The 20,157-nt window shown below is 72.3% G+C and carries 21 protein-coding genes; 8 read left to right on the top strand and 13 right to left on the bottom strand.

Annotated features, from left to right (window positions below):
* Nucleotides 1-20: 20 nt before the first annotated feature.
* Together H288_RS0108305 and zapE are read right to left on the bottom strand one after the other, a co-directional pair.
* Nucleotides 21-2,996: a response regulator gene (locus H288_RS0108305; protein WP_020092130.1), complete on the bottom strand. Its 2,976-nt coding sequence runs from the start codon at nucleotides 2,994-2,996 to the stop codon at nucleotides 21-23.
* Nucleotides 2,993-4,225, bottom strand: a complete 1,233-nt coding sequence (zapE, locus tag H288_RS0108300) for a cell division protein ZapE (protein ID WP_020092129.1) — start codon at nucleotides 4,223-4,225, stop codon at nucleotides 2,993-2,995. The genes H288_RS0108305 and zapE overlap by 4 nt, the downstream gene beginning before the upstream one ends.
* 322 nt (nucleotides 4,226-4,547) lie before the next feature.
* Here zapE and H288_RS0108295 point away from each other — a divergent pair, with 322 nt between their 5' ends.
* Nucleotides 4,548-5,141, top strand: coding sequence for a GNAT family N-acetyltransferase (locus H288_RS0108295; RefSeq protein ID WP_020092128.1), 594 nt, complete (start codon nucleotides 4,548-4,550; stop codon nucleotides 5,139-5,141).
* A gap of 9 nt (nucleotides 5,142-5,150) precedes the next feature.
* On the opposite strand, the gene H288_RS0108290 is transcribed toward H288_RS0108295, so the two are convergent.
* Nucleotides 5,151-5,912, bottom strand: coding sequence for a ComF family protein (locus H288_RS0108290; protein ID WP_020092127.1), 762 nt, complete (start codon nucleotides 5,910-5,912; stop codon nucleotides 5,151-5,153).
* 28 nt (nucleotides 5,913-5,940) lie between these two features.
* A complete protein-coding gene (locus H288_RS0108285) occupies nucleotides 5,941-6,186 on the bottom strand; it encodes a hypothetical protein (RefSeq protein WP_020092126.1) in 246 nt (81 codons plus the stop codon).
* A 149-nt stretch (nucleotides 6,187-6,335) separates the two neighbouring features.
* Between H288_RS0108285 and H288_RS0108280 the strand changes: the two genes are divergently transcribed.
* Nucleotides 6,336-7,226 carry a methyltransferase domain-containing protein gene (locus tag H288_RS0108280; protein ID WP_020092125.1) on the top strand — a complete coding sequence of 297 codons (891 nt, stop codon included), beginning with the start codon at nucleotides 6,336-6,338 and terminating at the stop codon, nucleotides 7,224-7,226.
* Nucleotides 7,223-7,585, top strand: coding sequence for a DUF427 domain-containing protein (locus H288_RS0108275; protein ID WP_020092124.1), 363 nt, complete (start codon nucleotides 7,223-7,225; stop codon nucleotides 7,583-7,585). Before H288_RS0108280 ends, H288_RS0108275 begins: the two co-directional genes overlap by 4 nt.
* Before the next feature lie 18 nt (nucleotides 7,586-7,603).
* Here the strand turns inward: H288_RS0108275 and H288_RS0108270 are convergent, their stop codons facing one another.
* The gene (locus H288_RS0108270; RefSeq protein WP_020092123.1) at nucleotides 7,604-9,115 is read right to left on the bottom strand and encodes a DUF6880 family protein; all 1,512 of its coding nucleotides are present in this window, start codon (nucleotides 9,113-9,115) and stop codon (nucleotides 7,604-7,606) included.
* A 52-nt stretch (nucleotides 9,116-9,167) separates the two neighbouring features.
* Nucleotides 9,168-9,407, bottom strand: coding sequence for a hypothetical protein (locus H288_RS0108265; RefSeq protein WP_020092122.1), 240 nt, complete (start codon nucleotides 9,405-9,407; stop codon nucleotides 9,168-9,170).
* Nucleotides 9,408-9,544: 137 nt separating this feature from the next.
* Between H288_RS0108265 and H288_RS0108260 the strand changes: the two genes are divergently transcribed.
* Complete coding sequence (locus tag H288_RS0108260; protein WP_042672450.1) at nucleotides 9,545-9,796, top strand: hypothetical protein; 252 nt, start codon at nucleotides 9,545-9,547, stop codon at nucleotides 9,794-9,796.
* A gap of 6 nt (nucleotides 9,797-9,802) precedes the next feature.
* Here the strand turns inward: H288_RS0108260 and fabI are convergent, their stop codons facing one another.
* From fabI to fabA, 4 genes are all read right to left on the bottom strand, one after another.
* On the bottom strand, nucleotides 9,803-10,633 hold the full coding sequence (fabI, locus tag H288_RS0108255) for an enoyl-ACP reductase FabI (RefSeq protein WP_026604772.1): 831 nt from the start codon (nucleotides 10,631-10,633) through the stop codon (nucleotides 9,803-9,805).
* Nucleotides 10,634-10,818: 185 nt separating this feature from the next.
* A complete protein-coding gene (locus H288_RS36245; protein ID WP_267965799.1) occupies nucleotides 10,819-10,941 on the bottom strand; it encodes a hypothetical protein in 123 nt (40 codons plus the stop codon).
* A gap of 59 nt (nucleotides 10,942-11,000) precedes the next feature.
* Nucleotides 11,001-12,227, bottom strand: coding sequence for a beta-ketoacyl-ACP synthase I (gene fabB, locus H288_RS0108245; RefSeq protein ID WP_020092119.1), 1,227 nt, complete (start codon nucleotides 12,225-12,227; stop codon nucleotides 11,001-11,003).
* 140 nt (nucleotides 12,228-12,367) lie between these two features.
* On the bottom strand, nucleotides 12,368-12,904 hold the full coding sequence (fabA, locus tag H288_RS0108240; protein WP_020092118.1) for a 3-hydroxyacyl-[acyl-carrier-protein] dehydratase FabA: 537 nt from the start codon (nucleotides 12,902-12,904) through the stop codon (nucleotides 12,368-12,370).
* A 215-nt stretch (nucleotides 12,905-13,119) separates the two neighbouring features.
* Here fabA and irr point away from each other — a divergent pair, with 215 nt between their 5' ends.
* Nucleotides 13,120-13,635: a Fur family transcriptional regulator Irr gene (gene irr / locus H288_RS0108235; RefSeq protein ID WP_012319639.1), complete on the top strand. Its 516-nt coding sequence runs from the start codon at nucleotides 13,120-13,122 to the stop codon at nucleotides 13,633-13,635.
* A 143-nt stretch (nucleotides 13,636-13,778) separates the two neighbouring features.
* Here the strand turns inward: irr and H288_RS0108230 are convergent, their stop codons facing one another.
* Entirely contained in the window at nucleotides 13,779-14,342 is a 564-nt protein-coding gene (locus H288_RS0108230) for an SH3 domain-containing protein (RefSeq protein WP_020092117.1), read from the bottom strand.
* Between the two features lie 270 nt (nucleotides 14,343-14,612).
* Between H288_RS0108230 and H288_RS0108225 the strand changes: the two genes are divergently transcribed.
* Complete coding sequence (locus tag H288_RS0108225; protein ID WP_020092116.1) at nucleotides 14,613-15,611, top strand: D-glycerate dehydrogenase; 999 nt, start codon at nucleotides 14,613-14,615, stop codon at nucleotides 15,609-15,611.
* Between the two features lie 32 nt (nucleotides 15,612-15,643).
* Here the strand turns inward: H288_RS0108225 and H288_RS0108220 are convergent, their stop codons facing one another.
* Both H288_RS0108220 and H288_RS0108215 read right to left on the bottom strand, forming a co-directional pair.
* Nucleotides 15,644-16,270 carry a cyclic nucleotide-binding domain-containing protein gene (locus H288_RS0108220; RefSeq protein ID WP_020092115.1) on the bottom strand — a complete coding sequence of 209 codons (627 nt, stop codon included), beginning with the start codon at nucleotides 16,268-16,270 and terminating at the stop codon, nucleotides 15,644-15,646.
* An 87-nt stretch (nucleotides 16,271-16,357) separates the two neighbouring features.
* Entirely contained in the window at nucleotides 16,358-17,734 is a 1,377-nt protein-coding gene (locus H288_RS0108215) for an NAD(P)/FAD-dependent oxidoreductase (RefSeq protein ID WP_026604771.1), read from the bottom strand.
* A 113-nt stretch (nucleotides 17,735-17,847) separates the two neighbouring features.
* Here H288_RS0108215 and H288_RS0108210 point away from each other — a divergent pair, with 113 nt between their 5' ends.
* Together H288_RS0108210 and H288_RS0108205 are read left to right on the top strand one after the other, a co-directional pair.
* Entirely contained in the window at nucleotides 17,848-18,549 is a 702-nt protein-coding gene (locus H288_RS0108210) for a sulfate transporter family protein (protein ID WP_020092113.1), read from the top strand.
* A 101-nt stretch (nucleotides 18,550-18,650) separates the two neighbouring features.
* A complete protein-coding gene (locus tag H288_RS0108205; RefSeq protein ID WP_020092112.1) occupies nucleotides 18,651-19,925 on the top strand; it encodes an efflux RND transporter periplasmic adaptor subunit in 1,275 nt (424 codons plus the stop codon).
* Nucleotides 19,926-20,157: the final 232 nt, after the last annotated feature.

The following is a 20,157-nucleotide window of genomic DNA, read 5'->3' as shown; positions in this document are numbered from 1 at the left end:
CCGCCGTGGTCCGCGGGCGCTCAGCCGGGCCCGGGTCCCTGGGCGGGCGCGTCCTCCGTCGCGGGGACCAGGGCACGCAGCTCGCGGGCCAGCTCCTTGAGCCCGGTCGAGCCCTTGGCGAGCACCCTGTCGGCCTGACCGGCCAGACGGCGCCGGTCCTCGGCCGTGATGTCCTTGGCGGTGAGCACTACCACCGGCACGTCGCGGCTGTCAGGCCGGGCCCGCAGCGCCCGCAGGAACGCGAATCCGTCCATCTCGGGCATCATCAGGTCGAGCAGGATGAGGGATGGGCGCTCCGTCTCCAGGGCTGCCAGAGCGCGCAGGCCGTTCTCGGCCTCGCGGACCGGGAAGCCCTCGCGCGCGAGATAGGCGCAGACGTGCTCGCGGACGTCGGCCTCGTCCTCGACGACGAGGATCGCGCCGTCACCCGAGGCGAGGCGGAAGCGGTCGACGATCTGGCGCAGGCTTCCCCAGTCGATCGGCTTCTGCAGGTAGTCGGTGGCGCCGAGGGAGAAGGCGAGGTTCTGCTCGTCCAGGACCGTCACCATCACGATCGGCGTCGCGCCGATCTCGGGATCGGCCCGGATGGCCCGCAGCACCGCCCATCCGTCCATCTGCGGCATGGTGACGTCGAGGAGAACGGCCCGCGGATGCAGGCTGCGAGCGAGATCGAGCCCGCGCCGCCCGTCCTCGGCGACCGTCACCGAGAAGCCCTCGCGCTCCAGGAAGCGCGCCAGCAGATCGCGGGTCGCGGCGTCGTCGTCGACCACCAGGATCGTCCCGCGGTCGCCGTCTCCCGATGCGGCCGGGTCCGCGTCCTCGGCCGCGGCGGCCTCGAAACGGTCCGGCAACGTCAGCGTGAAGGTGGTGCCCTGCCCCTCGCGGCTGTCCACGGTGATCGAGCCGCCCAGCATCTCGGCGAAGGCCCGGGTGATCGCGAGGCCGAGCCCGGTGCCGCCGAACCGGCGCGTCGTGGAGGCGTCGGCCTGGGTGAACCGCTCGAACAGCTTGCCGACCTGCTCCCGCGTCATGCCGATGCCGGTGTCGGTCACGCAGAAGCGCAGCGCACCGTCCGCCCGGGCGACCGCCAGGGTGATCCGGCCATCCTCGGTGAACTTCGCGGCATTGCTCAGGAGATTGATCAGGCACTGCCGCAGCTTGGTCACGTCGGTATGCGCGCTGCCCAGGCCTGGCTCCAGCTCCAGCGCCAGGGTGTTGCCCTTCTTGGCGACGAGACCCTCGACCGTGACCGCGACCTCCTGCACCACGGCGGCGACCTCGAAATCCTCCGCGTAGATCTCGACCCGGTCGGCCTCGATCTTCGAGATGTCGAGCACGTCGTTAATCAGGCCGAGGAGGTGGCGGGCGTTGGTCTCGATCTTCTTCATGTCGGTGACGAGATCGGCCTCGCCGATATCCTCCAACTCCTCCTGCACCATCTCGGAATAGCCGATCACCGCCGAGAGCGGGGTGCGCAGCTCGTGGCTCATATTGGCCAGGAACTGGCTCTTGGCCGCGTTGGCGGCCTCGGCCGCCGCGCGCGCCGCCTCGATCGCGGCCTCGGCCTCCTTGCGCTCGGTGATGTCCGTGTGGGTCCCGACCCACTCCCGCAGGGTGCCGTCGGGTTCGAGGATCGGGACGGCGCGCACGCTCATGTGCCGGTAGGTCCCGGAGGCGGCTCGGATCCGGTGCTCGGTGGCGTAGGGTTCCAGGCTGGTGACAGCGCGGGTCCACGCGGCGCGGGTATGCGCACGGTCCTCCGGGTGGACCGCGTCGAGGAAGCCGAGCCCCGCGTAGGCGGCCTCGTCCTGGCCGGTGAAGCGGGTCCAGGCCGTCTGGCGGCGATGGAGGCTCCCTTCCGGGTTGGCGGTCCAGACGATGGCGGCGCTCGCCTCGATCAGCGAGCGGAAGCGCTCCTCGCTCCGGCGCAGCCGGGCCTCCGCGAGGTGGCGGATGGTCTCGTCGACCACCACAAGGCCGACGCCCTCGACGCTCTGGTCGGCCGCCGCGCTCTCCTCGCCCCGGAGCGGATAGAAGCTCATCGAGAAATGCCGCACGCCGCCCGGCGCCGAGGGGGTCGGCACCGCCACCGGCACGTTCGGCGAGACCAGGCCTTCCGTCAGGGCCGCGGCCAGCTTCGGGGCCAGCTCCTCCCGCAGCGTCGGGAGCATGGCCCAGATCGGCGCGCCGAGATCGGCCCCGAAGCCGCGCTCGCTCATGGTGGCGAGCGCCCGGTTCATGTGCCTGATTTTCAGGTCACGGTCGAGGAAGCCGAGCCCCACCGGCGCGTTGGCCAGCACCCCGTCGAGGAGACGGGACATCCGCAGGGATTCCTGCCGTCGCACCAGGGCGAGGCGCGCCAGCAGCACGATCGCTCCGAGGGCCGCCGCCGCGGAGAGGAGGAACAGCAGGAGTTCGCGCCACGCTTCGTGCGCCTGGATGGTCGCGAGCTGCTCCAGGGTCGCGGCCTGCCGGGCCGCCGATTCGGCGCGGATCGCGTCCATCAGCTGCTTGCCCTCGCCGGTGCGGACGAGGTCGATGGCGGCGTCGAAGCCCCGGTTCCGCCGCGCCTCCACCACCCGGGCGGCGAAGTCGCGCTTCTGCGCGATCAGCCCGGCGAGCGACGGGCCGCCGGCTCGGACCGACTCCTGCGCGGCGGCGCCGAGGCCGGTCAGCTCCGTGTCGATCTTGGTGAGGGCGGTCGTGTAGGGACGGAGGTAATCCTCGCTGCCGACCAGCACGAAGCCGCGCTCCCCGGTCTCCAGGTCCTTGACCTCGGAGATCAGGCGCTCGATCCCGGCGATCGTCGCGTTCGCCCGGGCGGTCGCGGCCCGGTCGGTCTCGCCGGTCACGTAATTGGCCGTGCCGCTGCCCAGGGCGACGATCAGCAGGATGAAGGCGACGGGCGAGCCGAGGAGCCAGCCCAGCGGGCCGGCGCCGCGCCAATTGCGCCGGCGCAGGCCGAAGATCGATCCGGCACGCGACGGGGCGCTCACGTCTCCACCAGCCCGGTGGTGGCGCCCGACGCCTCGGAATCCGGCCGGCCGTGCGGCTGGCCGAGATATTCCCGCGACCGCATCTCGATGAGGCGCGAGACGGTCCGGTCGAACTCGAAGGCCTCGCGGCCGGTCCGGGCGGTGTAGAGGTCCTGCGCTTCGGCGGCCGCGGAGGCCACGAGCTTCACATGCCGGTCGTAGAGCGTGTCGACCAGCGTGATGAAGCGCTTGGCCTCGTTCCGCTCCGCCTCGCCCATCACCGGGATCCCGTCGAGGATCACCGTGTGGTAGGCGCGGGCGAGTGCCATGTAGTCGGAGGCGCCGAGGGGCTGGCGACAGAGATCGTCGAAGCCGAACCGGGCCACGCCGGTCGCCTGCTCGGGAACCGCCACGGCCCGGCCGTGGACCGTGACCGTCGCTGGGAGGCCGCGAGCCTTGCCGGTCAGGGCCTTGAAGGCGGCGTCGAGGGCCGCGCGCGCCGCCGCGTCGGCGGGGACATGGTAGACCGCCGCGCCGCCGAGCTTCTCCAGCCGGAAATCCGTCCGGGAGTCGAGGCGGACGACGGTCACGCGTTCCTGGAGGTTCGCCACGAAGGGCAGGAACAGCGCCCGGTTGAGGCCGCCCTCGTAGAGTCGGTCGGGCTCGACGTTCGAGGTCGCGACGACGGTGACGCCGCGCCGGAACAGGTGGTTGAACAGGCGACCCAGGATCATCGCGTCGGCGATGTCGGTGACAGTGAACTCGTCGAAGCACAGCAGGGTCGCCTCGTCGGCCAGCTGGTCGGCCACCGGTCCGATCGGGTCGTCGCCCTTGACGGTGCCGGCCTTCAGCGCCTGACGGTAGGCGTGGATCCGCTCGTGCGCGTCGGCCAGGAAACCGTGGAAATGGACGCGCCGCTTCGGCTCCGGCGCCGCCTCGTGGAAGAGGTCCATCAGCATGGTCTTCCCGCGCCCGACCGAGCCCCAGATGTACAGGCCCTTGATCGCCTCGGCCTCGTCCTTGCGACGGAACAGCCACCCCAGGGCGCTCGTCTTGCTGGCCCGCTTGCGGCGCTGGAGGTCGACGACCAGCCGGTCGAGGGCGCGCACGAGGTGCGCCTGGGCGGGATCGCGCTCGATGGCGCCGGTGGCGACCAGCGCCTCGTAGCGCTCGTGGACCGGGCCTGGCGAGACCGCACCGGCGAGCGCCGCCGGCGACGAAGCTATGGGCTTGCCGGATCTGTCGTTCACGCCGCCGGTTCCTCGCTGCTGATCGCGGTACCGGTTCGGCACCCCCTGCACCCGCGTCGGCGGTCAACGACCTGGGGCCTGTTCCAGTGCCGCGCAAGCTCGGCCTGAATCAAGCCCGCGGCCGAACAGCCGCGGGCAAGCGTCCCATTGAGGCGTCCCATCGAAGCCTCGCATCGGTCCCACGCATGGCAGGCCCGCGGCCGGCCGGCCCCGCACTCTGCTGCATTGCACAATGAATACGGGGATGCGACATCCCGGCGGTCTCTTGGGAGGAGCGTCCGGATCACTCCGCGCGGCAGCGCGCACGAACCGGAGCTTCATCATGGCGGTACAAGCCCTCGATGGGCCGACCCACACCATCCGGCGTCTCTGGCCGGCGGACCGCGCTGCGGTCCTCGACTATTTCCTGCGGCTGGATCCGGAGACCCGGGCGAGCCGCTTCATGGGCAATGTCAGCGAGGCCGGAGTCCGGGCCTACGCCGCGCAGGCGCTGACCGCGGAGGGCGTGATGTACGGCGCCTTCGTGGGCGGCGTGTTGCGCGGTCTCGCCGAGTTGCGGCCGATGGGGCCGGGCGCGTCCCGCTACGCCCTGGGGCCGCACGCTGAGGCGGCCTTCGCGGTCGAGCAGACCTTCCGCCGGAAGGGGATCGGGGCCGCCCTGTTCGCCCGGATCGCCCGCGCGGCGCGGCATCGCGGCGTCAAGGATCTCCACGTCCGCTGCCTGTCGGGAAACGGGCCCATGCTGCGGCTCGCGGCCAAGCACGGGGCGGCCCTCCAGCACGAGGGGCGCGAGACCGAGGGCGCCCTGCACCTCGCGCGTCCGACGCCGTTCTCGCTCTGGTACGAGGGGATCGCGGAGGCGTTCGACTTCACCCTGGCGGCGGGCTTCCCGGAGCGGGTGCAGGCCGGGCGCTGAAGGCAGGCTTCAGCCGGCGATGTCGCCGACGAGGGCGAAGGTCAGGAGATCCACGGACGTCGCCCCGCCGCGCAGGAGCGCGCGGGCGGCGGCGTTGCCGGTGGCGCCGGTGGTCATGACGTCGTCCACGAGAAGGACCCGGCGCCCGCGGACGCGGTGCTGCTCGGCGGAAGCGACCCGGAAGGCGCCGCTCAGGTTCTCGGCCCGCGCCGCGCGGCTCAGGCCGACCTGGGATCGCGTGGCGCGCACGCGCACCAGGGCCGTGGCGACGCACGGCCGCCCTGCCGCATCCGCGATCGCCCGCGCCAGCAGGGCGGACTGGTTGAAGCGCCGCCGCCACAGGCGTCCGCGATGGAGCGGTACCGGCACGAGGCACTCGGCCTCGGCGATCAGAGTCCGGCCGCTCGCGGCCATCATCCGGGCCATCACGCCGGCGAGATCGAGCCGGTCCTCGTATTTCAGGCGATGGACGAGCCGCCGCGCCACGGAATCGTAGAGGGCGACCGCCCGGGCGCGGCCGAAGACCGGCGGTTCCGCGATGGCCCGGGGCGACACCAGCGGGCCGACCCCGAGGTCGACCGCGAAGGGTGTACCGTAGCGCTGGCACACCGGTTCCTCGATCAGGCGCAGGCTCGACCAGCAGGACGGACAGAGGGCGCCCGGGTCGGCGGTGGCGCCGCCGCAGCCCGCGCAGGTGGGCGGGTAGATCAGGGAGACGACCCCGCGCGGCAGACCGCGCAGGGCCGTGGCGACGGCCTGGAAGGCCGTCATGCGCGCGACGCGCTCCCGCAGAGCTGGCTTACTGGGCCGAGACGGGGCGCGCCTGCGGCGCCATCTGCTGCCGCTCGACCTGACGGTCGCGCGCGTTGGCGCGGTGGCGGCCGATGGCGCAGCCGGCCGCGGCACCGACGAGGCCGTGATGGCCGGCGTAGTGACCCGCGATGCCGCCGACGATGGCGCCCTTGATGCAGCCCTTCGCCTCGGCGCCGCCCGCGGCGGCCAGGGTGGTGAGGGCCACGGCGGCCCCGACGAGCATGCGCTTCATGATGTGTGCTCCCTGAGGAATCTCGGCCGTTGGGCCGGTTGCAGCAGGAACAGCGACGCTCCCGAGTCGTTCCAGCATCCTAGCGCAGCTCACGAGACCGTGCGCGGCGACGGTGGCGCGACGCGACCGCAGATGCCATCTGCCCCCCGATGGATGCTCCCGCCGCCCTGTTCGACACGCGCCTCGCCCGCCGCCGCCTCGCCCGTGCCGGGCGCCTCGGCTACCCGGGCTTCCTCCTCGACCGCCTCGCCGAGGATCTCGACGACCGGCTCGGCGCCGTCCTGCGCAGCTTCGTCTCTGTTCTCGACCTCGCCACGCCGCGTCCCGTGGCGACCCGGCTGCTCGCCGCCCGCTATCCGGCGGCGCGGCATGTCCGCCTCGCGGCCCTGCCAGAGCCGGGCGGCGACCTGATCGTCGGAGATCCCGAAGCGCTGCCGCTGGCGACCGGGAGCCTGGACCTCGCCGTGTCGCTGCTGGCCCTCCACGCCGTGAACGACCTCCCCGGCACGCTGATCCAGCTGCGCCGCGCCCTCCGTCCGGATGGGCTGTTCGTCGGCTGCCTGCTCGGCGGCGCGACGCTGACGGAGCTGCGCCAGAGCTTCGCCCAGGCCGAGAGCGAGGTCGAGGGTGGGGTCAGCCCCCGCGTGGCGCCCTTCGCGGCGGTGCGCGAGGCCGGCGGCCTGCTGCAGCGGGCGGGCTTCGCGCTGCCGGTGGCCGATACCGACACGCTGACGGTCCGCTACGCCGACCCGTTCGGCCTGATGCGCGACCTGCGGGCCATGGGCATGACCAACGTGCTCACCGAGCGGCGGCGGACTCCGCTGCGGCGGGCGACGTTGCTGCGCATGGCCGAGATCTACGCCGAGCGGTTCTCGGACCCGGACGGTCGCGTGCGGGCGACCTTCGAGGTGCTGTGGCTCTCGGGCTGGGTGCCGCACGAGACCCAGCAGAAGCCCCTGCGGCCCGGGACCGCGAAGACGCGCCTCGCCGACGCGCTCGGGACCGTCGAGTTGAAGCCCGAGGGAGGGAACACGCCATGAAGCTGCCCGGACCGGACCACCCGATCACCGTCGAGCCCGAGTCCCGCCGCGTCCGCGTCGTCGTGGCGGGCGCCGCGGTCGCCGAGACCCGGAACGCCCTGCGGCTGCAGGAGGCTCGGTACCCACCGGTCTTCTACGTGCCGCGAAGCGACATCCGCGCCGATTGTTTCGTCGCCTCGGCGCGGACGAGCCACTGCCCGTACAAGGGCGACGCCCACTATTTCGACCTCGTCGTCGACGGCGATCGGCGCCCCGACGCGGTCTGGAGCTACGGCGACCCGTACCCGGCCGTCGCGGCAATCCGCGACCACGTGGCTTTCTACCCGGACCGGGTCGACGCCATCGTGCTGGAGGACTGAGCCGGCCGCGCATCCGGTTCAGTCGCGCACGAGGCTCCAGAACCCGTGCTTGCGGCCGTGCGCCCGCCGCAGAGCAGCGCGGTAGGCCTGCGGATCCGGATCGACGTCGCCGGTCGCGAGGCGCCCCGCCAGGGCGTCGAGCTCCGCGAGGTAGCGCGCGCCGTGCGGGTAGGCGGCGCTGCGGCCGGTCTCGAGGATCGAGTTGAGGAGCCGGCGATACAGGATCGTCGCGGCCCGGGGGTGATCCTGCGCCAGCGCCTCGGCGACCGGCGCCAGCACCGCGTACTGGTCGCCCTGCCAGGTCTCAGGCCGCGCGACGACCAGCGCGGCCGCACGGCGCAGATCCGGCCAGGCCGCCAGGAAGGCGAGCGCCCGGTGCGGCTGCGGGAAGGCCTCGGCGTGGTCGAGGGCGCGCCGTAGCGCCTCCTCGTCCTCGAAATCCGGAAGCTTGGCGAGGAAGGTGCGCAGCATCGCCGCGTCGAGTTCGCGCTCGAACCGCCCCCAGCGCAGGGCCTGCGCCTCATCGCCCCGGCCGAGCGCGTCGAGGATCTCGATCTCCAGCGCCTGCCGTTCCCGCTCGGGTCCGCGCAGGTCGAAGCCGGCGATCAGGTCGGCCCGGGTGGCGATGCGCAGACCCGGATCCTGCATGCGTCGGATCCAGTCCAGCGCCTCGGCGGCGCGCCCCGCGCCGAGGAGCCGCCGGGCAATCGCGACGCGGTTCTCCCGCCCCGGCAAGGTCGCCCGCTCCAGGGCGATGAAGGTGTCGGTGTCGCCGCGCCGGTCGGCGACGGCCTGGCGCAGGCGCAGGATCTGGATCCGGGCCGCCTGCCGGTGGTGGGTCGCGTCGCGGCGGGGATCCCCGCCCTGCGGCAGGGCCGCCTCGGCGGCGGCGAGCCGGTCGTCGATCTCCGCGAGGGATGGCTCGGGCAGCGCCGGGATCATCTCGCCGAGGACGGTTCCGAGTGGGCCGAACGGATCCGCCGCGAACGGCTCGACGAGGCGCGCCGCTACCCGGGCAGCGTCCTCCGGCGGCAGGGCGCCGGCGATCTCCACGAACGCCGCGGCGGCGCGGTCGAACACGCCCTGCACGGCGCCGGTGCTGTCGTCGACGCGGTTCAGGACCGCGTCGGCGCCGTCGAGGAAGCGGCGGAGCCGGTCGAGCGCGGCCCCCGGATCGAGGGGCCGCAGCTCGTTGAGGATCACCGTCACGGTGGTGTTGAGGTCGGCCGCGAAGGTCCGGCGCTTCTGCCAGTCGATGTAGCCCTGGGCGCCCTCGAGGGCCGTCAGCCGCCGGTCGACGATCGCCGCGACGGCCTCGGGGCCCTGGAGCGAGGCGAGCGCGGCGCTCACCAGCTTCTTGAAGGCCGGGTTGCGCCCGGTCTCGCCGAGGATCAGCGCGATCAGCCGGTCCGGGCCGAGCGACGCCAGCGTCTCCGGCGACGGGGTCGTGCGGCGTGCGCCCTTCGGCAGGGCGGGCGCCCTGCGACCGGTCGGCGCCGCGGCCGGGGTTACGCGCCGCGCACGCGCCACGAGATTTCCCGCCGTTGCGGACGATCGCGCATGTCCGTCCCGTCCGCCGCGGCTACTCCACGACCCGGGCGCGGGGCCGGTCGCTGCCCTGCGCCGTCTCGTCGTGCCAGCCGCCGGCCTGATCCTGGTAGCGGATCCCCTCGGTCGACCCGGGGACCTGCTGCTCCGCCGCCGCGGCCTGCGCCGCCTGCAGCGCCTCCTCGCGGCTCGGGAACGTCTCGGAGAACACGTCGCCGACCTTATAGGCGAATCCGCCGTCGTGCTCGACGATGCGATAGGTAACCTCGGACATCACGCCTCCTGTACGCGCCCTCATCGTTGACCGCGAACCCGCCGGACGCGCCGGGGTTCCAGGCGACGGGGACTCGGCCTCCGATCCGCCGGAAAGTGGCCCTAACCCGGCACGGTCCCGGCACGCAGACGACGACGATGCAGCTTCGCCCGATCCTCGCCCTCGCCCTTCTCCTGGTCGCCCGACCCGCGAGCGCCGAGGAGGGCTTCCTCGACAAGCTGTTCGGCGGCTCCGGGCGCGGGGCGCCGCCCAACCCCTTCGCGTCGAACTATCCCTCGGCGCCGCCGACCGCGGAGGAGGCGCGCGCCGCCCGGGAGCGGCGCTCGGTCCGCGGCGAGCGCGGTTCGCCGGCCGGTCCCCTGCCCCCGGGGCGCATCCCGGAGGAGTGAGGCGCCTCAGGCGTCCCCGACGACGCCGGCCTCGTCCTGCGCCTGCAGCACGTCCGGGCGCGGCATCGAGATGATGTTGTAGCCGGCATCGACGAAGTGGACCTCGCCGGTGACGCCGCCCGAGAGCGGCGACAGCAGGTAGAGGGCCGAACCGCCGACATCCTCCAGGCTGACCGTGCGGCGCAGCGGTGCGTGTGCCCGCTGGTGGTTGAACATCAGCCGCGCGTCGGCGATCCCGGCGCCCGCCAGCGTCCGCATCGGGCCGGCGGAGAGCGCGTTCACCCGGATCCCGTCCGGGCCCAGGTCGCTCGCCAGGTAGCGCACCGAGGCCTCGAGCGCCGCCTTGGCGACGCCCATGACGTTGTAGTTCGGCATGACCCGGGTCGCGCCGCCGTAGGTCAGGGTCAGCAGCGAGCCGCCCTGGTGCATCCGCTTGGCCGCGCGCTGCGCGATCTCGGTGAACGAGAAGCACGAGATCGTCATCGTGCGCACGAAATTCTCGCGCGTCGTCACGTCGACGTAGCGGCCCTTGAGCTGCGCCTTGTCGGAGAAGCCGATGGCGTGGACCACGAAGTCGAGGCCGCCATCGAATCGGGCGTCCAGGGCCTCGAAGGTCGCGTCGACCGAGGCCAGATCCTCGACGTCGCAGGGCAGGACGATGTCCGAATCGAGCTTGGCGGCGAGGGGCGCCACCCGGCGGCCCAGGGCCTCGCCCTGGTACGTGAAGGCCAGTCGCGCGCCCTGGGCGTGCAGCGCCTTGGCGATCCCCCAGGCGATCGAGTGATCGTTCGCGACGCCCATGATCAGGCCGCGCTTGCCCGCCATCAAACCCGTCATGCCGACTCACATCCTGACCGAGCACGCCGGACCCGCGAAGCGGGCCCGGACCGGGGTCGCGACGAGCGAACCGCGGCAGGCTGCCTTAACGCGGCTCGCGCCGCGTTCCAAACGCAGCGGTGTCCTGCAACGGGCAAAAAAAAGCCCCGCCGGCGGGCGGGGCGATGGTGGCGCGGCGGCCGGGCTCAGAAATGCCCGTCCGTGTGGGAATCCGCTTCTTCCAGCGCGGCCTGCTTCGCGTAGATCGCCGCGACACCGGCGATCATGAGGCCGCCCAATGTTCCGAAGATGAAAGTCCCCATCGCCACCACCAGATCTCAACAGCGGGTAAACGCCGGCCTGTGGCCGGCGGTTCCGCGCCGGGCGATCAGGCGTCGACGTGCTTCAGGACCAGGGTGGCGTTGGTGCCGCCGAAGCCGAAGGAATTGGTCAGCACGTGGCCGAGCTGCGCGTCGTCCCGGCGCTGTTGCAGGATCGGCATGTCGGCGAAGGCCGGGTCGAGCGTGTCGATGTGCGCGCTCTCGCAGATGAAGCCGTTGTTCATCATCAGCAGGCTGTAGATCGCCTCCTGCACGCCGGTGGCGCCCAGGGAATGGCCGGTCAGCGACTTGGTGGCCGAGATCGGCGGGCAATCCTCGCCGCGGCCGAACACCTCGCGGATCGCCTCGATCTCCTTGTCGTCGCCGACCGGCGTCGAGGTGGCGTGCGGGTTGATGTAGTCGATCCGCGCGCCCTTCAGCCCGTCCAGCGCCTGGCGCATGCAGCGCACGGCGCCCTCGCCCGACGGCGCGACCATGTCGTGGCCGTCCGAGGTGGCGCCGTAGCCCGCAACCTCGCCGTAGATCCGGGCGCCGCGCGCCTTGGCGTGCTCCAGCTCCTCGAGGACCAGCACGCCGGCGCCGCCCGCGATGACGAAACCGTCGCGGTTGGCGTCGTAGGCGCGGGAGGCACGGGACGGCGTGTCGTTGTACTTCGACGACATGGCGCCCATGGCGTCGAACAGCACCGAGAGCGTCCAGTCGAGATCCTCGCAGCCGCCCGCGAAGATGATGTCCTGCCGGCCGCCCTGGATGATCTCGGCGGCGTTGCCGATGCAGTGATTCGAGGTCGCGCAGGCGGAGGAAATCGAGTAGTTCACGCCGCGGATCTTGAACCACGTCGCGAGCGTTGCCGAGGCGGTCGACGACATCGCCTTCGGCACGGCGAACGGGCCGATGCGCTTGGGACCCTTGTCCCGCGCGATGCCGGCGGCCTCCACGATCACGCGGGTCGAGGGACCGCCCGAGCCCATGATGATGCCGGTGCGCTCGTTCGAGATGTCGCCCTGATCCAGGCCGGCATCCTGGATCGCCTGATCCATGGCGACGTGGTTCCAGGCGGTCCCGCCGCCGTGGAAGCGCATCGCGCGCCGGTCCACCACGCCCTCGGGATCGAGGGTGGGCGCGCCGGAGACCTGGCTGCGGAAGCCGTGCTCGGCGTAGCTGGCGTCGCGCGCGATGCCCGAGCGGGCCTCGCGCAGGGAGGCGAGCACCTCCTGCGTGTTGTTGCCGATGGACGAGACGATGCCCATCCCGGTGATGACGACACGGCGCATGATGGTGACACTACCTCCGTCGCGGTCCCGGTCGCCCGGGCCGCGTCACGGTCAGCTAAGGTGACGCGGACACAATCACAACCGCCGAGACCGTCCGGCGTTGCGGCCAAGCCGCGAACTGGACGCGCGGCGGCTGCGGCTCAGCTCTGGAACAGGCCGACCCGCATGTCCTGGACCTGATAGACGCGCTCGCCGTCGGCCTCGAGCCAGCCGTCGCCGATGCCGAGCACGAGCTTGCCCTGACGGACCCGCTTCACGTCGACATTGTAGACGACCTTCTTGATCGTCGGCAGCACCTGGCCCGCGAGCTTCACCTCGCCCACGCCCAGGGCGCGGCCGCGACCCGGCGAGCCGAGCCAGCCGAGATGGAAGCCCAGCATCTGCCACAGGGCGTCGAGGCCGAGGCAGCCCGGCATCACCGGGTCGCCCTGGAAATGGCAGGGGAAGAACCAGAGGTCCGGCCGGATATCGAGCTCGGCCGTCACGTGCCCCTTGCCGTGGGCGCCGCCCTCGGTCCCGATGGACGTGATCCGGTCGAACATCAGCATCGGCGGCAGCGGCAACTGCGCGTTGCCGGATCCGAAGAGTTCGCCGCGCCCGCAGGCCAGAAGATCCTCGTAGGAATAGTGCGACCGGCGGTTCGCACCCTGCGCTTGTGTCTCGGCGTCTGGCGGCATTGCGTTGGCTGTTTCCTCGGATGTGCGCGATCTTCGCGTCGCGGGCGACTATACTCGGCCCATCGGCTGGCGCGCGGGTTAGCACGGGGCGCCGCGCCTTCAAAGCCTGCAGCCGCGGGTATGCGGCAACGCTCGGGTTGCGACTGTCCGACCACTTCAATATACTGAGGAGACATCCGTTCCTTCAGGCCCCTCGTCGAGCGTTCAGTCCAGCGATGTCCGAACCGGTGCCATTCCAGGCCGTCTTCAACGGCCGGGTCCCCGCCCCCCAGTTGGAGGCCAACGGGACTCCGCGCCGCGGCTGTCCGCTGTCCGACCTGCGCGACCGTCTGCGTCGGGCCGGCCTGCGCCCGACGCGGCAGCGCCTGTCCCTGGGCTGGCTGCTCTTCGGCCGCGGCGACCGCCACCTGACGGCGGAGATGCTGTACGACGAGGCGATGCGCGCCAAGGTGCCGGTCTCGCTGGCGACCGTCTACAACACGCTGCACCAGTTCACCGAGGCCGGGCTCCTGCGCCAGCTCGCGCTCGACGGGTCGAAGGCCTATTTCGACACGAACCCGACCGAGCACCACCATTTCTACCTGGAGGACGAGAGCCAGGTGATCGACATGCCGGATTGCGGCATCACGGTCGATTCGCTGCCGGAGGCGCCCGAGGGCATGGAGATCGCCGGGGTCGAGGTGATCGTGCGCCTGCGCCGCAGCCGTCCGGCGGGCCGCCGTCAGGGCTGAGGCCCGCGTCCAACGCAGTACGCGAGCGACGCGAGGCCCGGCATCGTCCGGGCCTTCGCTTTTTCGGGCTGCCGGCGTGCCGGGAGCTGGCGCGCCGCCGCCGCCCGGAATGACGGACGGGCGCCGTCGGGGCGCCCGGACCGCTATTCCACGACCTCGTTCGGGTAGACGCCCCACAGGCGATTCTGGCGAATGTAGCCGTCGACGTCCCGCTTGTTGGGAAGCGCGACGATCATGCGGCACCACGTGCCGGTGCAGCTCTTGACGCTGCCGATCACGCCGGTCTGGAGCTTGGCCTCGTCGTCGGCGCCGTCGTCGGCCTTGGCCCGCAGCGACACGGCCGCCTTCTCGACACCCTTGTCGGGGCCGGCATTCACGATGGCGGTGCGGCGCCCGGACAGCAGCGAGTGCAGCACCCAGCCCTCGGTGCCCTCCGAATCGCGGATCCTGCGCCAGGTTTCGAACTCGCCCACGATCTCGACCGGCAGGCCGGCCCGCTGGAACACCCAGAGCGTCCTGTGATCCTTCGAGGGGCCTTCGCGGAGGTTGACGCGATCGGTCTTCAGGCTCGCGTAGCGCGGCAGCGGCAGCTTGGTCACCGGCCCGACCCCGGCCTCGGGGCCGGTCGGCGGCGCCGCGCGGGCACCGGTCGCGAGGCCGCCGGCCAGCACCGCCGCGACGGCGAGGCTGAGGCATGACACGCGCATGGTCGTCTCCCTATCCAGACGTGGCGTTGCTGGGCGCCGGACATGTCGAAAGCGGGGCCGGTTCGACACGCGGACCAGCCCGCATCCGATTGTGTTCCGGCCCACCTCTGGTAGAGAGGCCGATGGGTCGGAACGGGCTCCGGAACCGGCGCCCCGTGACCGATCCTGTCTGGCCGAGTTCGGTTAACGGACGCTTGCGGGACGCGGTCCGGGCGGGAGCCACCGGGCGCGAGCCGCTATCAAGGCCGCTGGGCTGACGGGGAGAGAGACGTGTCGAAGCGCAAGCCGCTGGTGGTCGTGACGCGGCGCCTGCCGGATGCCGTCGAGACGCGGATGCGCGAGCTGTTCGACGTCCGGCTCAATTCCGAGGACGCGCCGATGGCGCCGGACGCCATGGCGTCGGCCCTGCGCGAGGCCGACGTGCTCGTCCCCACCGTGACCGACGAGATCGATGCCGGGCTGATCGCCCAGGCCGGCCCGAACCTCCGCCTGATCGCCAATTTCGGCAACGGCGTCGACCATATCGACGTGGCGGCGGCGCTGGAGCGCGGCATCACGGTCACCAACACGCCCGGCGTGCTGACCGAGGACACCGCCGACATGACCATGGCGTTGATCCTCGCGGTGGCCCGCCGGGTCACCGAGGGCGCGCGGATCATCCCGGACGACGAGTGGACCACCGGCTGGTCGCCGACCTGGATGCTCGGCCGGCGCATCACCGGCAAGCGCCTCGGCATCGTCGGCATGGGCCGGATCGGCCAGGCGCTGGCCAAGCGCGCCCGCGCCTTCGGACTGCAGGTGCACTACCACAACCGCCGCCGGGTGCCGGCCGCCATCGAGAGCGCGCTGGACGCGACCTACTGGGAATCCCTCGACCAGATGCTGGCGCGCGTCGACATCGTGTCGGTGAACTGCCCGCACACGCCCGCCACGTATCATCTGCTCTCGGCCCGACGCCTCAAGCTGCTCAAGCCCGAGGCGATCGTGGTCAACACGGCCCGCGGCGAGGTGATCGACGAGAACGCCCTGGCGCGCCTGATCGAGGGCGGGGAGGTCTCGGCGGCCGGCCTCGACGTGTTCGAGCAGGAGCCCGCCGTCAGCCCGCGCCTCGTCAAGCTCGCCCGCCAGGGCAAGGTCGTCCTCCTGCCCCACATGGGCTCGGCGACCTACGAGAGCCGCACCGACATGGGCGAGAAGGTCATCATCAACATCAAGACCTTCATGGACGGACACCGGCCGCCGGACCGCATCCTGCCGAGCATGCTCTGAGCGGCAGACACTGAGCAGCGGACGGCGGCGCCTCACAGGGCGTCGCCGGCCACCGCCTGGGGCTTGGACATGCCCTGCACACCCTGGAAGAGCCGCTCACTGGTCAGCTTGAGGAAGTAGAACCCGAATTCGGGGTTCTGGTAGTAGAGCTGCTTCACGTCCGAGTAGGACACGCACAGCGCGTGTCCCGCCTCGACGCAGACCAGCGAGGCGGTGCGGGCGTTGCCGGGCGACAGCAGCCCGAGCTCGCCGACGATCCCGCCCTGGCGCACCTCGAGGTCGACCTCCGGGATCCGGAACACGCCGCTCTCGATGTAGTACATCTCGGCGGCGAGATCCCCCTTGCGGAACACCACCTCGCCGATGCCGAACGGGCGTCGGGAGCCGAAGGGTCGGAGCCATTCCAGGGACAGGTCGTTCTCGGCGGCCGTCTCCACGTCTCGAACGAGGCGCAGCATCTGCCAGAGCCGGTAGGCATTGAACGGCATCTGGATCAATTCGGTCAGCACCACCGGCATGCTGCCGATCATGATGCCGTAGGTGATCACGGCGCAGCTCGCGCAGAGCGAGATGATCCGCAGCGGGATCATCGTGCTCATGGCCGTCGCCGTGATGGTCAGCGCCGTCCCGAGATAGCCGATGCCCTCGACCCAATCCATCGCCGCCCCCTGTCGCGTTTCGGCCGGGGGATGCCTGTCTTGTCCGGCTGCGGCAAGCGTTCCGGCAGGTTCCGCGCCGCGCGCGCTTCAGCCTGTGCCCGCCCGGATACGCTCGCCGGCGCCCGTCTGTACGACGGCGGACACGGCCTCGGCGGCCCGGACGCCCTCCGCGTAGGCGCCCCCGACCGTGCCCCACTGCTCCCGGGACAGCGCCTCGCCGGCGAACCAGACGGTGTCGGCGACGGCGGCGCGGAGGGCCTGTCGCGCCGGCGCGTGGCCCGGCGGGACCACGGCCCACGAGCCGCGCGACCACCGGTCGTGGCGCCACGCGCTCACCGCGGGGATCGTCAGGTCGCGCAGCCGCGCCCGGCCGAAATGCTCGCCCAGGACCGCGCGGACATGGCGGCGCACGCCGTCCGCGCCGGATCCCGCGGCGTCGATCGCCGCCGCCTCGTGCAGGTCGAGCTCGTAGTAGTGGAAGGGCGTGTCGTCGATGCGGGTGAGGAGGCCCGGCGGGGCGCGCCGCCCGCCGTGGATCGCCGCCAGCCGGTCGCGGCCGCGGAACGGGCTCGATGGCCAGTGCAGCACCGCGTGCTCGTAGATGCCGGTGGTGAAGCCGTCGATGGCGGCGCGCACCGCGTTCGGCAGCGGCGGCGTGAAGGCCGGCCCGTCCCGGAGCACCATCATCGGAACCGTCACGATCACCGCGCGGGCGGCGTAGACCGTCCCGTCCGCGCCTGTCGCGCGGACGCGGCCATCCGACCAGTCGATCCGGGTCACCGGCGACGCGAGCGCCACCGGCAGGCCGTCCGCCAGTCGGGCGACGTAGCTGCCGTAGCCGTCGGCCAGGAAGTAGTTGTCGCCGTACTCCATGCTGGGGAAGTCGTGGAGCGAGACCGCCTCCAGCGGTCGGCCCGAGACGAGGCCGTGGACCTGCGCGACCCGGTCGCCCCAGGCACCGAGCCCGGGCGGCAGCGCGCTGGCGGCCGGCCGGTCGGGGCCGGGCTGCGCGGCGCCACGGGTCATGGCGCGGTCCGCGCGGTCGAAGGCGCGCGCGTTGGCCCGGACGTCGTCGGCGCGGCCCGGCCGGCCCCCGACCCAGACATGGCTCTCCTGCGCGGCCCGGCGGAGCCGCTCGCCGCGCGCCCGGCCGAGCGCCACCAGGGGGTTGATCGGCCCGGCATGGAGCCAGTGAGCCCCGAGATCGAGGGCGTGGCCGCGCAGGGTCACCGTCAGGGCGCGGCCGCCGACGCGCTCCCGCGCCTCCAGCACCGCGACGGACACGCCCCGGGCCGCGAGGTTGCGGGCCGCGCCGATGCCGGCGGCGCCCGCGCCGATCACCAGCACCTCGGGCTTCTCGGGTAGAGGCGCGAGGCGCGGCCTGTAGGTGGGCCGGACGACCGGGTCGCTCCACCGGTGATCGGGCGCCCGCGGCGCCGAGACCTGTCCTGTCGTGTCCTGCACGCGTGCTCCCCGCACCCTGCCGCCCCTGCGACGGAGCCCGATCTTGCACCGGTCGCCGCACCGCTCCACAACGCGCCAGCGCCGCTTCCGGCGCAGGCCGGAATTCTCGCCCGATGCTCGTCGAGTCCGCCGCGGCGGCTTTGCGCCAGACCTTCTCGCCGCCGCTGCGCGCGATCCTGTGGAAGTCCCTCGGCCTGACGGTCGGGCTCCTGCTCCTGATCTGGCTCGGCCTGACCCGGCTGATCCAGGCCTTCCAGGCGAGCCACCACATTTCCGCCCAGTACCCGATCCTCGACAGCCTCGCCTACTACCTCGCGGGTTTCGGTCTGGTCGTGGCCCTCGCCTACCTGATGCCGGCGGTCTCGATCCTGGTGGCGGGCTTCTTCCTCGACGACGCGGCCGAGATCGTCGAGCGTACCGATTTCCCGAACGAGCCGCCCGGACGCGCCATGCCGTTCGGGACCGCCATGCTCTACGCCCTGCGCTTCGCCGGTGTGACGCTGCTGGTGAACCTCGCGGCCCTAGTGATCTTCTTCGTTCCCGTCATCGGGATCGCGGCTTTCTTCGCCGCCAACGCCTACCTGCTGTCCCGCGAGTACTTCGAGATGGCGGCGGCCCGGTTCCGCCCCCTTCCCGAGGCCGCCGAGATGCGCCGCGCCTTCTCGGTCCGGACGCTCGGCGCCGGGTGCCTCCTGGCCGGCCTGATGATCGTCCCGGTCCTCAACCTGCTGACGCCCCTCTTCGGTATCGCCCTGATGGTCCACCTGCACAAGCGCCTCAGCCGGCGCCCGCTGGTGGCCGGGCCAGCGCGTTAGGCCGACGCGCCGATGCGGCCAATGCACACGCTGGCCGGCCGGCCCGCCGGGCGCTACCCTCACCGTGACTTGGCCGGATGTCCGGGGCGGAGAGCCGATCGATGAAGGCGCACGACGCGGGCTCGGACGTCCCTCCGCCGCCCGGCAAGGCCCCGTTCCTGCTGGTCGGCCTCGCCGGACTCGGCCTGCTCGCCTGGGGTGCCTACGGTCACTGGCAGCGCGACGTGGAGGCGACCGCGACGCTGGAGCGGATCAAGACCCTCGTGCCGCAGGTGCGCACCGTGGCCGCCGAGCGGGCCGAGGGCCCCCTCGATCTCGTGCTTCCCGGCGAGATCCAGGCCTTCACCACGGCGGCGATCGCCGCGCGCGCCACTGGCTACATCGCGGAGCGCCGGGTTGATATCGGATCCCGGGTCAAGGCGGGCGGCCTCCTTCTGCGCATCGCCGCACCGGATCTCGACCAGCAGCTCTCGCAGGCCGAGGCGCAGGTCGGCCAGCTGAAGGCGCAGCTGCTCCAGGCGCAGGCGCAGGTCGAGCAGGCCCGCGCGAATGTGAACCTCGCCAACCTCACCAACAACCGCACCAGCACCCTGGCCGTGCAGGGCTGGGCCTCGCGGCAGAACGCCGACAACACCAAGGCGGGCGTGCTGAGCCAAGCTGCCGCGCTCGCCGCCGCCGAGGCCGGCGTGAAGGTCGCCACCGCCAACATCAAGGCGCAGGAGGCCGTGGTCGACCGCCTGAAGGCGCTCACCGCCTTCGAGCGTGTCGTGGCGCCGTTCGACGGGGTCGTGACCGTGCGCAACGTCGATGTCGGCGACCTCGTCCGCGCCGACAACGGGGGCACGCCGCTGCTGACCATGGATCAGGACAGCCTGCTGCGCATCACCGTCAACGTGCCGCAGAAGGATGCCGTCGGCGTCAAACCCGGGGTGCGGGCCGAGATCACTGTGCCGCAGATGCCGGGGCGGCGCTTCGAAGGCTACGTGGAGCGCAGCTCCGTCGCGCTGAACGCGGCGTCGCGCACGCTGACCACCCAGGTGGACGTCCCCAACGCCGACCGGGCGCTGCGGGCCGGGCTGTACGCCTACGTCACCCTCAAGATCCCCCGGGCCGAGCCCGGCGTGTCGATCCCCGCCGAGGCGACGGTGTTCGACGGCAACGACCTCAGGGTCGCCACCCTCAGCGACGACGACCGGGTGACGTGGCGGACGATCCGCGTCCGGCGCGATCTCGGGCGCACGCTGGAGCTCGACTCGGGGCTGCCCGCCGACAGCCGGATCATCTACAGCCCCGCCCCGGATCTGCGGGACGGCCAGTCGGTCGAGCCCCTGAAGTCACCGCCTCCGCCCGGGCCGCTCCGCTCGGCGCAGCGGTGAACGCGGGAAACACTCGACCGCGGGAATCATTCGGGCGCGCCGGCCGCGGACCGCGTCGCGACGGCGGGCCGGCGCGCGGATACGGCCTCTGAGCTGTCGGAAACCGGTCGGTATATCGGTGCCGAGCTGGCGACATGAGCATCGCGCCGGTCGGCTCCGTTGCTCAAATGCGCGCCACTCGTAATGAAAGGTTGCGTTCAATCGACGGGATCCGCTCGCCGGCACAAGCGCG

Source organism: Methylobacterium sp. 285MFTsu5.1, from assembly GCF_000383455.1.
In the GTDB taxonomy this organism is placed as follows: Bacteria; Pseudomonadota; Alphaproteobacteria; order Rhizobiales; family Beijerinckiaceae; genus Methylobacterium.
Note: the sequence above shows the minus strand (reverse complement) of the source record. Positions and strands in the feature narration are given on the sequence as shown.